The organism is Streptosporangium lutulentum (assembly GCF_030811455.1).
Classification (GTDB): Bacteria; Actinomycetota; Actinomycetes; order Streptosporangiales; family Streptosporangiaceae; genus Streptosporangium; species Streptosporangium lutulentum.
In genome coordinates, this window is sequence record NZ_JAUSQU010000001.1 from 6,031,148 (window position 1) to 6,043,822 (window position 12,675).

The following is a 12,675-nucleotide window of genomic DNA, read 5'->3' on the forward strand; positions in this document are numbered from 1 at the left end:
TCGGACCGGCCCCCGCCCCCGGCCGAACGGACGGCGCGTCCCACCGCGTCGGCGGAGGACCGGAGCCTCGAAGCCCTCCTACCAGCGGTGGTGGACCTGGGGGCGGATGAGCTCGTCGTAGACGTCCCTCACTCCGGACAGGGCCTCCGCCGGCAGAGGAGCGGCCTCCGCCGCCGCGGCGTTGGCCCGAGCCTGTACGGCGTTGCGCGCACCGGGGATCACCACGCTGACCCCGGGCTGGTCGACGATCCAGCGCAGCGCGAACTGCGCGGTGGTCATCCCCTCGGGCACGAGCGACTGGAGCCTGCGCACGGCCTGGAGCCCGGTGTCGTACTCCACCCCGGAGAAGGTCTCCCCGACGTCGAAGGACTCGCCGTGCCGGTTGAAGTTGCGGTGGTCGTCCTGCCCGAAGGTGGTGCGCTCGTCGTACTTGCCGGACAGCAGACCGCTGGCCAGCGGCACGCGGGCGATGATGCCGACCCCGGCCTTCTGGGCGGCGGGAAGCACCTGCTCAAGCGGCTTGAGCCGGAAGGCGTTGAGGATGATCTGCACGCTGGCCACGTTCGGGCGGGCGATCGCGGTGAGTGCCTCCTCGCAGGTCTCGACGCTCACGCCGTAGGCGGCGAGACGCCCCTCCTCGACCATGGTGTCCAGCGCGTCGAACACCGCGTCGGTGGAGTAGACGGGGGTGGGAGGGCAGTGCAGCTGGACGAGGTCGAGGGTGTCGACCCCCAGGTTGGCGCGTGAGCGGTCGTTCCACGCCCGGAAGTTGTCGAGCGTGTACGCCGACGGCTCCTGGGGCACCCGCCTGCCCATCTTCGTGGCGACCGTCAGCCCCGGACGGTCCTTGATGAGCCTGCCGACGATCTGCTCGCTACGGCCGTCGCCGTACACGTCGGCGGTGTCGATGAAGGTGACACCCGCGTCGACGGCGGCCGTCAGCGTGGCGAGCGCGTCGTCCTCGCTCACGTCTCCCCAGTCGGCACCCAGCTGCCAGGCGCCCAGACCGATGACCCCGACGTTCCGGCCGGTCCTGCCGAGTTCGCGTTGTTCCATGATGAAGGACCCCTGAGTTGGAAAATACGTGGAGGTCACAGTCTGGCCGATACGCGCACAAGATCGGGAACCAGCCCTCGTCCGGGAGCCCGGCGCCGGAGGCCGCTCAAGGACGGCACGGGGGTGACCCCGGAGGCGGGAGGGGTCGTGTGAACGAGATTTCACGTCGGAACGCGACGTGAGGCTTCGGCGATCGCGTTCTGAGTGCCCGTGTCCAACAGAGCGATCATGAACAATGGAACGCCATGATCGCAGCGAACACGGGCACTCTTCCCCTTCGTCGCGGGACCGGGGTTCTTTCCAACCCCGAATCCTGTTACATGTGGTCAGCGTGTTTCGACCCCATGCCGCGTCCGAGCCGGAGAACGGTCTTCATTCAGCACCCGCGGTGACCGCGGTGGCGGCAGCCGTCGTGGTGACGGCCCGAGTCCGAGTCGTGGCCGTCGGCCGTGACGTTGTTGTTGTTGTTGGTGTTGTTGACTTCTTCTCTCGCGTCAGTGGTGTTGTTGTTGTTGAGGTTCACGTTGAGGTGGAACCTCCTGTCGTGGTGGCGGCTGTAGCAGCTGTGGTGGTGGCAGCTGTGGTGACGGCAGCAGCAGCCACGGCGCCAGCCGCAGCCACCTCCACCACAGTTGATGAAGCTCGCACCCGCGGTGACCGTGGCGGTGCCGGCGTTGGCCGCGGTGGTCGCCGCGCCCAGGCTCACGATTCCGCCGGCCAGGGCCGTGCTGATGGCGAACCCTGCGATGACACTTTTGACGTTGGGCATTGCATTTTCTCCCTGAAGGATCAGTTGCCCCGATTTCGACATTTCCCAGATTTTTTGGAAGGTGCCTGGGATGGCCACTGATGGGCGTCCCTGATTGTCGTAGTTTCCTGTGAAGTCATGCGACAAACAGAGGTCGACAGCTTTTGCTGTCTCCTTATCTCTTTATTGAGGTTGTTGGACCCTTATTGATGGTTTTGCTGTGAAATATATTTAATGTCGGATTTGTCGCATAGGCCGCATGACGGGAGGGCCTTTCGGCGCGACAGGCAAGAAGGGAGGGATATGTCGATACGAGAAGGAAGAAGGCGGTGGAATTAGACCGCTTTATCCCTTTTTTTCCTAATTGATCGCGCGGCGACGTCCTGCGACGACACGGGAGGACGGCACGGGGGCACCACGGATGCGAGACGAACGAGATCGTGGCAGGTCACGGCCGGAACGCATCGATCTCACGGCGAAACAGGAATGCCATATATAAAAACACGCGGCTGAACGCCGAAAAAAATCAGTCCACAGATCGGCGAATTGAAAATTCGCCCCCACAACCGAATTCGACGACGGAAAGAAGGATCAAACCTCCGCGGAGACTTTCGGCGAGCTGGGGGATGCGGACACTCGGGAGAATCCGAGCCGCCCGCCCGCCCGTCCGTCCGTCCGGACGATGCCCTCGACGTTCCGCGATGCCGCTGACGGCACGCGGCGGGTTATGACCGTCAAGCCGTCGATCGCCTCGCACACATTTCTGAAATCGGCCGGTCAAGCATGCTGAGAGCCGTACAGACGCTGAGGCCGCGACCGCGGTCGCGCACCGCCGACCCCAAGGGTGCTCCGGCCCTCCCCTGAGTGAGGGAGGACCGGATGGGTGACGTCGGCGATGTGCCGCAGGGGAGGTTCGCAGGAGCCTTGACGGCATGTTCACGGAACTCATCACCGCGCTGGTCCTCGCCGCCGGCCCGGTCCACGCCGCTCAGCCCCCACCGGACCTTCCGGGGATCGGCGCTCTGATCGACGAGTATGTCGCCACGTCCATGGCCGAGGAGAAGGTCCCCGGCGTGGCCGTGACCGTGGTCGCGGGGGGCAGGGAGGTGGTCGACAAGGGATACGGCCTGGCCGACGTGGAACGCCGGATCCCGGTGGATCCCGAGCGCACCCGGTTCCTCATCGGCTCGGAGACCAAGCTGTTCACCGCCCAGGCCGCCCTGCAACTGGTCCACGAGGGCAGGTTGGACCTGGACGCCGACGTCAACACCTACCTGACCACCTTCAAGATCCGCGATACCTATCCGGGGCGTCCGGTCACCCTGCGGAACCTGCTCACCCACACGGCGGGGTTCGACGAGGACTACGTGGTCGGCAGCGGCAAGGACGTCCGGCCGCTGGGCGAGGCGCTGGCCGCGACCCAGCCCGCCCGGCTGCGTCCGCCCGGCACCGGCGTCTCCTACAGCAATTACGGCGTCGCCCTGGCGGGCTACCTGGTGGAGATCGTCTCGGGGATGCCGTTCGAGGAGTATGTCGGACGCCACGTGTTCGAGCCGCTCGGCATGAACGACTCCGTCATCGCCTGCGGCGGGCTGGAGGACACCAGGGCGTACCTGGTGGACGGCTCGGCGGCCCGGGCCGACTGCGCGGACTTCACCGCGTCCGGCGCGGGCCCGGCCTCGACCGCCGCGGACATGGCCAGGTACATGCGGGCCCAGCTCTCGCTGGACGCGCGGCTCGGTTCCGGGGTGGCCGCCGAGATGCAGCGGCAGCAGTACACCGAGGACCCTCGACTGCCCGGCATGGGATTCGTCTGGGAGGAGTCGCCGTACCGCGGACATCGCATGCTGTTCAAGGGCGGCGACATGCCCGGGATGCACTCCTACATGTTCCTGCTGCCCGAGCAGGGCATCGGCATCCACGTCATGTCCAACGGCGACGGCACCGGACGGCACGGGCTGGACGGGTTCGCGCTGGCCGAAAAGATCATCGACCGGTACCTGCCGGCCGCGAGGCCGCCGTCGGTGAAGGCGCTGTCCGGCGTCTCCGCCGAGCGCTACCAGGGCTGGTACCAGAGCAGCAGGACCAGCCACGGCAGTCTGCTGAAAGTGCAGGCGCTGGCGGACGCCCCGGTACACGTCACCGCGACCGCCGACGGCGCGATCCTCACCACCGGCTTCAAGGGCGGCCTGCGGCGCTGGATCCAGTTCGAGCCCGGTGTCTTTCAGGAGGAGGGCGGCTGGGACCGGATCGCCTTCCCCGAGCCGGGGCAACTGGCGATCAGCCGCAGCACGGTCGTCTTCGACCGGATCGGCCCGCTGGACCACCCGTCGCTGCACCTCGCCCTGCTGGGCGCCGCGCTCCTGGCCGCGGTGGCCGCTCTCCTGGGCTTCCCCGCCGCGGCGGCGGTACGGCTTGCCCGCCGTCGACGCCACGGCACCCCCGCCCCGGCCTCACCCCGGGCGCCGCGGATCGCCCGGCTGCTCGCCTGGATCGCGAGCGTGTCCGTAATCGTCGTGGTGGTCGGGCTCGGCTTCCTGCTGGCGGACGAGGGACGAGCGCTGCCGCTGGTCCTTCAGCGGGCTCCCGTGCTGATGGCGCTGCTCGTGGGGGCATCGCTGACGGTGCCGCTCGCCGCCTCCCTACTGGCCTGCTCGGCGATCGCCTGGTGGAAGCGCTGGTGGCGGACTCCGGGCAGGATCGCCTACACCCTGGTCGCGCTCGGCGTCACCGCGTTCGCCGTCGTGGCGGTCACGTACAACCTCGTCGGCCCATCTTGGACCTGAACTATGCTTTCGTCACTTATGTCAACCATTGTCCGCTCGGCCCGTCGTGTCCCCCCGCTTGCCGCGGACATCGCGATCGCACTGGTCGTGCTCGCGGCCCACTCGGCGCCCTTCCTCCTGACGACCCGGGCGGCCGACCCGGTGACGGGCTACACGCTTTCGCAGTACCTGCCCGTGCTCGGCCAGGCGCTGCCGCTGATCTGGCGGCGGCGCGCACCGCTGCCGGTCCTGGTCGTGGTGATGGCCGCGGGGGGAATGTACCTGCTGCACGATCCCGACACCGCGGAGCAGCCGATCCCGTACGCGCTGCTGATCGCGATCTACACGGTGGCCGTGCACGGCTCGCGCCGCACACGGGCGTGGGCGCCGGCTCTCCTCGCGGCGGGCGCCGCCGTCCAGCTCGCCGGGCTGATCCTGCACACGCCGAGCGCGGACACCACCGTGCGGGCGCTGGTGCTGTACGTCGCGGCCTGGGCCATGGGCCGGGCCGTGGCCAACCGGCAGGCGTACGCCCGCCAGCTCGAACGCGAGAAGGAGAGGGAGGCGCACCGGGCGGTCGAGCGGGAGCGGGCGGCCATCGCCCGGGACATGCACGACGTCCTCGGGCACGCGATCAGCCTGATCGTGGTGCAGGCGGAGGCGGGGCCTCTGACCGTACGACCCGATCCCGTCCGCGCCGAGGCCGCCTTCGACGCCATCGCGACGACCGGGCGCGACGCGATGGACCAGCTCCGCCGCCTGCTCGGCCTGCTGGGGCAGTCCTCGCCCGAGACCCCTCCGACCGTGGCACGGATCGGCACCTTGTGCGAAAGCGTGGACCGCGCCGGGCAGCGCACCACCCTCACCGTCAACGGGACGCCGCGCCCGCTGCCCCCGGATGTGGAGGCCGCCGCCTACCGGGTCATCCAGGAGGCGCTCACCAATGCGGTCAAGCACGCCCGCGCGGCCACGGTCGCCGTGGAACTGGACTGGAGAAAGGACGCACTCGTGATCGGGGTGACGGACGACGGCCGCGGCCACACCGGAGGCTCGGGGCACGGACTGGTCGGCATCCGCGAGCGCGCGGCCGCGTGCGGCGGCTCGGCGTCCTTCGGCCCCGGACCGGACCGGCGCGGCTTCGCGGTCTCGGTACGCCTGCCGGGAGCCGCCGCGTGACGATACGCGTCGTGGTCGCCGACGACCACGAGCTGGTACGCAGCGGCTTCGCCCTGATCCTCGACACCCAGCCGGACATCACGGTGGTGGCCGAGGCGGGCGACGGCGCCCAAGCCGTCGAGGCGGTGCGTGCCCACGCTCCTGACATCGCGCTGCTCGACATCCACATGCCCGTCATGGACGGCATCCAGGCCGCCAGGAAGATCTGCGCCGAGACGGACACCAGGGTCGTCATCCTGACCGTCTTCAACCAGGACGAGTACGTGTACCAGGCTCTGCACGCGGGTGCCAGCGGCTTCCTGCTGAAGGACGTGCGGCGCGACGATCTCGTCCACGCCGTACGAGTCGTCATGGCCGGGGAGTCGCTGCTCGCCCCCGTCGTGACCAGGAAGCTGATCGACGACCTCGTCCGCCGCAACGCCCGCCCGCCGATCGAGGTGCCCGGAATGGACGCGCTGACCGGCCGCGAGCGAGAGACCCTCGCCCTGCTCGGCCAGGGCCTGTCCAACCCCGAGATCGCCGCGGCTCTGGTGGTCAGCGAGCACACCGTGAAGACGCACGTCAGCAACGTGCTGACCAAGCTCGGCCTGCGCGACCGGATCCAGGCGGTCATCTGCGCGTACGAGTCAGGCCTCATCCAGCCGGGCCGCTGGCGCCGTTGACGGCGTCGGGCTCGGTGAACGCGAATCGGCCGGCCCCCCGTGAAAGGGAGCCGGCCATGGAGGAACGATCAGTCGACCGCGCGGGCCGCGGTCTCGATGAGCTGGGTGACCGTACCGGGCTTGGAGATCAGGACGGCGTGCGCACCTGAGACCTCGACCGTGTGGGACTTGGCGCGGGCGGTCATGAAGCGCTGGGCCTGCAGCGGGATGACCTGGTCGTCGCGGGGGATCAGCGCCCAGGACGGGATGGTCTTCCAGGCGGGCGCGCCGGAGGGCTCGGTCAGCGCGCCGTAGGTGATCGGCCGCTGGGTGGCGGCGAGAAGCGCGCTGGTGGAGCGGGGCAGGTCGGCGGAGAAGATGTCGGCGAAGCCCTCGGTCTTGACGTAGACGTCGGCGTCACCGGAGGCCAGCGGAACGGTCTTGATCGTGTTGTCGCCGATCTTGCTGCCCGCGTACTTGGTGGACAGGTCGAAGACGGACTCGCCCTGGTCGGGGATGACGGCCGAGACGTACACGAGGGCCTTGACGTCGGGGTCGGCGCCCGCGGCGTTGGTCACGACCGAACCGCCGTACGAGTGGCCGACCAGGATGACGGGCCCGTCCACGGTGGCGAGCAGGCCCTTGAGGTAGGCGGCGTCGGAGGCCAGGCCGCGCAGCGGGTTGGCCGGGGCGAGCACCGGGTAGCCGTCCTTCCTGAGCCGGGTGATGACTCCGTTCCAGCCGGAGGCGTCGGCCCAGGCTCCGTGAACGAGGACGACGGTGGGCTTGGCGTTGTGCGCGGCGGTCGCGTTCGCGGGCTGCGCGGCCAGCGCTCCGGTCAGGACGACCAGTGCGGCGGCGAAGGCGGTCTTCAGGCGGGGCATCGCGGAATCCTTCTTGTTGTCATGACGGGGATGCGGGTGGTGCCGTCCCCCTCCGGGCGGCGCCATGAGGGGGCGGTCATTCGCGGAAGCCGAACAGGGCGGCGTCGACCTGGTCGGTGCGCGTCCGGCCGACGGCGTGCGGGCCGCTCGCGATGACCCCGTACCGCGGGTCTCGGATGTGGGGCATGTCGTTCCTTCGCGTGCGTCGCCCGTTCGGACCTGACCCAATCTGCCGATCCGCGTGATCCTCGACATCGCATGAATGCCTGAGATGGATCCCGCCGTCATGTCCGGGCCGCGTGCGATGCCGATGCCGCCCGCGGCGGAGCCGGCCGCCGCGCATGCCCGTCCTCGGCGCCCCGGGGAGCACCTGGGCACCAAGGGGCGACGTCCTGGCCGCTCAGCCGGATCTCCCGCAGGTCAGTCCCCGTCTTCGCATACCCGGACGGGCGCCCGTGCCGCGGTCTTCCGTTCGCGGGTGGAGCGGATGCGGCGGCGCTCGGTGGGGGTGGTGCCGCCCCACATGCCGTCCGGTTCGCCGGTTTCGACGGCCCAGGCCAGGCAGGGCAGGCGCACCGGGCAGGCCAGGCAGATCCGCCGGGCCAAGGCGCTGTGCTGGGCGGGCTGTTCGTCCCAGGTGAGCGGGAAGAACAGGTCGGGGTCGCTGTCCAGACAGGCCCCGCGGGCCGTCCAGCGCAGGTTCGGTCGGGAGTCGCTGAGATTGTCGTGCTGCCGGGCGATGTTCATGGCCGCCACCTGACTGTTCGATGCTGATGGGTTTGATGCGAGGGGACCGGCACGCCCGTGGCGACAGGCGTGCCGGTCCTGCGCCGGGGTGTCAGCGGGTACGGCGGTCGGCTTCGACGATGGTGTCGGCGACGGTGACCGGGTGGCTGACCTGGACGGTGTGCGAGGAGTTCACCTCGACGACGTGAGCCCCGGCGCGCTTGGCCATCCACCGCTGCCCGGCGGGCGGGATGGCCTTGTCCTTGGTGCTGATGACGTCCCAGGCCGGGATCTTCTTCCACGCCGGGGTGCCCGAAGGACCGGCGTAGGCGGCCACGGCGAAGGGACGCTGGGTGGCGGCCATGCGGCGGGCCGTGGTGATGGGCAGGTCGGCCGCGAAGATCTTGGGGAAGCTGGACTGCTTGATGTACATGTCCACGCCCTTGCCCGCCGTGTCGGCGTACGGGCGCTGGTCCAGGGCGTCCGGGCCGATCAGGCTGCCCGGGTACTTCTTCGGGTCCAGCACGGTCTCGGTGCTCTCTCCCTTGTCCGGCAGGAGCGCCGCCACGTAGACCAGGGCCTTGACGTTGGCGGCGTCGCGGGCGGCGTTGGTGATCACGGTGCCGCCGTAGGAGTGGCCGACCAGGATCACCTCGCCGCGGATGCCCTTGACGATGCCCGCGATGTAGGCGGCGTCTCCCGACAGGCTGCGCAGCGGATTGGCCGCTGCGACCACCGGGTAGCCGCGTCGCTGCAACTGGGTGACGACCCCGTCCCAGCTGCTGGTGTCGGCCCAGGCTCCGTGGACCAGCACCACCGTGGGCAGGCTGTGCGCGGCGGTGCCGGCCAGGGCGGGAGTGGCGGACATCGTGACGACGGCCAGGCCGAGTGCGACGGCGGCGCTCCGCGAAGCGGACGACAGATAAAGCATGACAAAGCCTTTCATTACGGGATAAAGCGGAGCCGGTGAGGGAACCGCCGGGCGACACGGCGTGGGCTGGTCCGATCCCCCGTGGCCGTACCTGCGCACGTCCGTGAGAGTGCTGCTTCGCCCGGCGGCTTCCCCAACCGGTGCGTGCTCCACCGTTCCAGCGGCGACGGCGGGAGACATCACACGAAGACTTGAGATCGCGGCACCGGCTCGCGGCTCGCGACCGGATCCGCCCGACCGGACGGTCCTCTCCCCGACTACCGGCTGACCTGCCAGGTCTTCCCGTGGCATGTCACGTATCCGTGTGATGTCGGCCGATCCCGTCAGGCGTTTGCTGGGTTCACCGACCGGCGCCGCTCTCATCTGGAGGCCACGATTACTCCCGTCCGCCATCTCACCGGAGACGTCAACGGCTTGACCGCCCTCTACCGCGAAACGGGCCCGAAGGACGGGCCCACGATCGTGCCGCACGGTCTCCCGGGCGGCTCCCCCCTGTTCCGGAACCCGGCCCCGGCCGGCCCGGAGAACACGCTTCCGTACTCGGACCGGGCGCCGGGCGCCCGCCGCGGCCCTCGACCGGCTCACCGGAGATCGTCTCCGGGGCGCGACGCCACCGCCGCGTGGGCGGCCGCCACCGCGGACCACGGTACCGACCACGGTCTGCCACGGGCGCGATCGAAGGACCCGGAAAGCGACCGTGATCACAGTGGCATCGCCGGATGCCGGGCGCGAGTGGAGTCGAGACCGTGACCATGAACCTGTTGGAGTCGCTCACAGACGACATGACGCGGACCCGTCCGACGGTCTCCGCGTCCGATGACCGGTTGGCCGACGAGCTGGACGCGGCCGCCTCGGTGTTCGTCACCACCCGGCCCCGGCTCTTCGCGATCGCGCGCCGAGTCCTCGACGACGTGGGCGAGGCCGAGGACGTGGTGCAGGAGACGTGGCTCCGGTGGGAACGCGCCGACCGCTCGGTCGTCGTCAGTCCGCCCGCGTTCCTTGCGATGACCACCACCAGGCTCGCCATCAACGTCACCCACTCCGCCCGGAAACGTCGCGAGACGTCCGCCGGACCCTGGCTGCCCGAAACGGTGGACCACGGTGTCAGCCCCGAGACAGTGGCCGAACGACATGAGGCGGTCGACGCGGCGGTCCGGCTGCTGCTGGAGAAACTGTCGCCCGCCGAACGGGCGGCGTATCTCCTCCGCAAAGCGTTCGACTACCCCTACCGGCGCATCTCCGACGTCCTTCACCTGAGTGCCGACCACACCCGGCAACTCGTACGGCGCGCCCACGAACACATCGCCACCGGGCGGCGTCAGCCGGTGGACGCCACCGCGCATCGCCACCTCGTGCGGACGTTCCTCGCCGCGGCGCAGAGCGGCGACCTCGCCGAACTGGAAGAACTTCTCGCCGCCGACGTGTCCGCCGGGTCCGGCGACGGCGACTCGAGGATGAGGTCCGCGTCGAGTCGCCGTCATCGGACCGCTGACCGGTCACATCACCGACGGATTCCACGGAGCCGATGAGGCTGAGCGAGCCGGAGCCCCTGGCCGGCGTCAGCCGGTCCAGGCGACGGTCAGGACGGCGGCGAGGGCCCGCTCGACCGTGTTGTACACGGGCAGGAGCGCGTGAATCCGGACGATCTCCAGCAGACGGGCGGGGATGCCGCGAACCCCCGCCAGCCGTACGCCCGCGTCGTCGGCGGCGGCCTGCCGCGCGCTGGATATCAGGACCCGCAGACCGGAGCAGTCCAGGAACGACAGCTCGGTCAGGTCGAAGACCAGATGGTCGCCGGGCCGGCGGACGCGGTCGATGTAGGCGGCCAGCCGGCCGCCGGTGGCGAGGTCGAGCTCACCGCCGACCGTGATCAGGCTCGTGCCGGGAAGATGCCGATGACTCAGCGTCAGCGACGCGGCGGAGGATCTCACGGTCATCGGCGGAGGTTGAGGATCGCCACGGGGCAGGTCGCCCGGTGTAGCGCCGTCTGGCTGACCGAGCCGTCCACCAGAGCACCGATCTCGTGACGGTGGTGGGAGCCGACCACGAGCAGCGACGCCTGGGCCGTGGCGTGGACAAGCGTCTTGCCGGGACGACCGGTGAGGTTCTCCTGAACGACCGTGACCCCGGGGAAGCGCTCCTTCCAGAGGGCCAGGGAGCGTGCGGGCAGGGTTGGGCGCCTCGGGCCGGTCGACCCCTTGGTGCTGACGTGTGCGAGGGTCAGGGCGTTCGCGTCGCGGGCGGCGTGGGCGAACGTGAAGGCGATCAGAGCCTCGTTGTCACCGTGGTCGTCGACACCCACCACGACCGGGCCGTGGGGCGTGGCGGAACCGCGTACGACGACCACCGGGCAGGCGGACTCGGTGGCGAGTTCGGCGCCGACCGATTCCAGCAGCAGACCGCTGATTCTGCCGAGTCCCCGGCTGCCCACGACAAGCAGTTCCGCCTGGCGAGAACGTCGCAGCAGGGCGGGCACGGGTGCGCCTTCCGGCATGCCGACGCTCACGTCGAGGCCGGGTGCGACCGTGTGCGCACGATCCAGCGCGATGGCCAGGATCCGTTCGGCGGCGTGCCGGAGGCCGCCTTCGGGTGGTGCTCCCGGGGCCGGTCCGAGCGGGACCCCCAGCTGCGGCCATAAGAAGCCGTGGACGATCTGCAACGGCCGGCGCCGGCGTACGGCCTCGCCTGCCGCCCACTCCACGGCTCGCAGACTTGTCTCGGAGTCGTCCACGCCCACGGTCACGGTGTTCATCGTCGTCGTCCTTTCAGGGGAGACCGCCGGTGCGCCGTCGGGCACCGTGCGGCTTGTCATGTGCTTCGGATCCGCGAGGAGGACTTCGCTCCTCGGCTGCTTCGTCTCATCGCGAGGCGCGGGCCGCCCCGAGCCGGCCCGCGCCCATCACCCGGCCCGCCGCCTCACCCGTCGGACGGGCGACGGGTAGCGGGCCGTCAGACGGTCATCGGCCCTGAGCCGCGGCGGGTGCGGGCCACCGGGCGCCCGCCGGATCAGTCGCCTTCGCGGCGCCGCCAGTGCTCTTCGAGGAGGGCGGCGACCCGCGCGGGCCGCTGCAACACCGTCCAGTGGTTGCAGTCGAGCTTGATCACGTGTTCCGCCCGGATGGCCCGGCCCAGCTCGCCGGCGAACTCGACCGGGCAGGCAGGGTCGCGTGAGCCCCAGAACACGAGGCCGGGCGCGATCATCTTCGCCAGCCCGGGTTCCCACTCCTCCCCCATCCGCACCGCGGAGCGATAGAGCCTGAGAACGCTGTCCCTCATCAGCGCGTCCACGTGCCGCACCATCTCCCTGGCCAGGCCGGCGGGCACCTCGAAGCCGGTGATCAGATCGCCCGCGAAGCCGTCCTGCGTCAGCCCGGCCATGAAACGGTCCCCCTCGACCGGGTCCTGCCAGATCCTGGCCAGCGGATGCCACACGTACCGGGCGCTGATCGGGCCGTTGCCGCCGGCCCAGGTGCGCACCAGGTCGGGACGCAGGGACGCGACCCGGGCGGTGAGGATGCAGCCCCAGTCGTGGCCGACCAGATCGACCGGCTCGCCGACCTCCTCCAGACGGCTGATCAGCCAGTCCGCGTACTCCTCCTTGGTGCTGCCGAAGCCGTCCGGCCGTGGAGCCCCGAACCCCGGAAGGTCCCAGGCCTCCACGTCCGTACGGGTCAGGTGCTCGCGAACGCCCGCCCAGACGCGGTGGGTGTCGGGAACGCCGTGAATGAGGATCGCAGGCACGGGGGCG

The 12,675-nt window shown here is 70.1% G+C and carries 12 protein-coding genes; 4 read left to right on the forward strand and 8 right to left on the reverse strand.

What is annotated here, in order from left to right; genetic code table 11:
- Positions 1-78: 78 nt before the first annotated feature.
- The gene (locus tag J2853_RS26785; RefSeq protein WP_307562621.1) at positions 79-1,056 is read right to left on the reverse strand and encodes an aldo/keto reductase; all 978 of its coding nucleotides are present in this window, start codon (positions 1,054-1,056) and stop codon (positions 79-81) included.
- A 376-nt stretch (positions 1,057-1,432) separates the two neighbouring features.
- Positions 1,433-1,825 (reverse strand): hypothetical protein, encoded by a 393-nt coding sequence (locus tag J2853_RS26790; RefSeq protein ID WP_307562623.1) that lies wholly within the window; start codon positions 1,823-1,825, stop codon positions 1,433-1,435.
- Positions 1,826-2,736: 911 nt separating this feature from the next.
- Here J2853_RS26790 and J2853_RS26795 point away from each other — a divergent pair.
- From J2853_RS26795 to J2853_RS26805, 3 genes are read left to right on the forward strand one after another with little or no spacing between them, the layout of a single operon-like run.
- Positions 2,737-4,590 carry a serine hydrolase domain-containing protein gene (locus J2853_RS26795; RefSeq protein ID WP_307562625.1) on the forward strand — a complete coding sequence of 618 codons (1,854 nt, stop codon included), beginning with the start codon at positions 2,737-2,739 and terminating at the stop codon, positions 4,588-4,590.
- Between the two features lie 18 nt (positions 4,591-4,608).
- Entirely contained in the window at positions 4,609-5,745 is a 1,137-nt protein-coding gene (locus tag J2853_RS26800; RefSeq protein WP_307562627.1) for a sensor histidine kinase, read from the forward strand.
- Complete coding sequence (locus J2853_RS26805; protein ID WP_307562629.1) at positions 5,742-6,407, forward strand: response regulator; 666 nt, start codon at positions 5,742-5,744, stop codon at positions 6,405-6,407. The genes J2853_RS26800 and J2853_RS26805 overlap by 4 nt, the downstream gene beginning before the upstream one ends.
- Positions 6,408-6,475: 68 nt before the next feature.
- Here J2853_RS26805 and J2853_RS26810 read toward each other — a convergent pair whose 3' ends face one another.
- The 3 genes from J2853_RS26810 to J2853_RS26820 all read right to left on the reverse strand — a co-directional run bounded on the left by J2853_RS26810 (position 6,476) and on the right by J2853_RS26820 (position 8,927).
- The gene (locus J2853_RS26810; protein ID WP_307562631.1) at positions 6,476-7,270 is read right to left on the reverse strand and encodes an alpha/beta fold hydrolase; all 795 of its coding nucleotides are present in this window, start codon (positions 7,268-7,270) and stop codon (positions 6,476-6,478) included.
- Positions 7,271-7,690: 420 nt separating this feature from the next.
- The gene (locus J2853_RS26815) at positions 7,691-8,017 is read right to left on the reverse strand and encodes a WhiB family transcriptional regulator (protein ID WP_307562633.1); all 327 of its coding nucleotides are present in this window, start codon (positions 8,015-8,017) and stop codon (positions 7,691-7,693) included.
- Between the two features lie 91 nt (positions 8,018-8,108).
- Positions 8,109-8,927 carry an alpha/beta fold hydrolase gene (locus J2853_RS26820; RefSeq protein WP_307562635.1) on the reverse strand — a complete coding sequence of 273 codons (819 nt, stop codon included), beginning with the start codon at positions 8,925-8,927 and terminating at the stop codon, positions 8,109-8,111.
- A gap of 752 nt (positions 8,928-9,679) precedes the next feature.
- On the opposite strand from J2853_RS26820, the gene J2853_RS26825 reads away from it, so the two are divergent.
- Positions 9,680-10,456, forward strand: coding sequence for a sigma-70 family RNA polymerase sigma factor (locus tag J2853_RS26825; RefSeq protein ID WP_307568832.1), 777 nt, complete (start codon positions 9,680-9,682; stop codon positions 10,454-10,456).
- Positions 10,457-10,486: 30 nt separating this feature from the next.
- Here the strand turns inward: J2853_RS26825 and J2853_RS26830 are convergent, their stop codons facing one another.
- The 3 genes from J2853_RS26830 to J2853_RS26840 all read right to left on the reverse strand — a co-directional run bounded on the left by J2853_RS26830 (position 10,487) and on the right by J2853_RS26840 (position 12,668).
- A complete protein-coding gene (locus J2853_RS26830; protein WP_307562637.1) occupies positions 10,487-10,864 on the reverse strand; it encodes an STAS domain-containing protein in 378 nt (125 codons plus the stop codon).
- Complete coding sequence (locus J2853_RS26835) at positions 10,861-11,679, reverse strand: universal stress protein (RefSeq protein ID WP_307562639.1); 819 nt, start codon at positions 11,677-11,679, stop codon at positions 10,861-10,863. Before J2853_RS26835 ends, J2853_RS26830 begins: the two co-directional genes overlap by 4 nt.
- Positions 11,680-11,933: 254 nt before the next feature.
- Positions 11,934-12,668, reverse strand: coding sequence for an alpha/beta fold hydrolase (locus tag J2853_RS26840; RefSeq protein WP_307562642.1), 735 nt, complete (start codon positions 12,666-12,668; stop codon positions 11,934-11,936).
- Positions 12,669-12,675 lie beyond the last annotated feature (7 nt).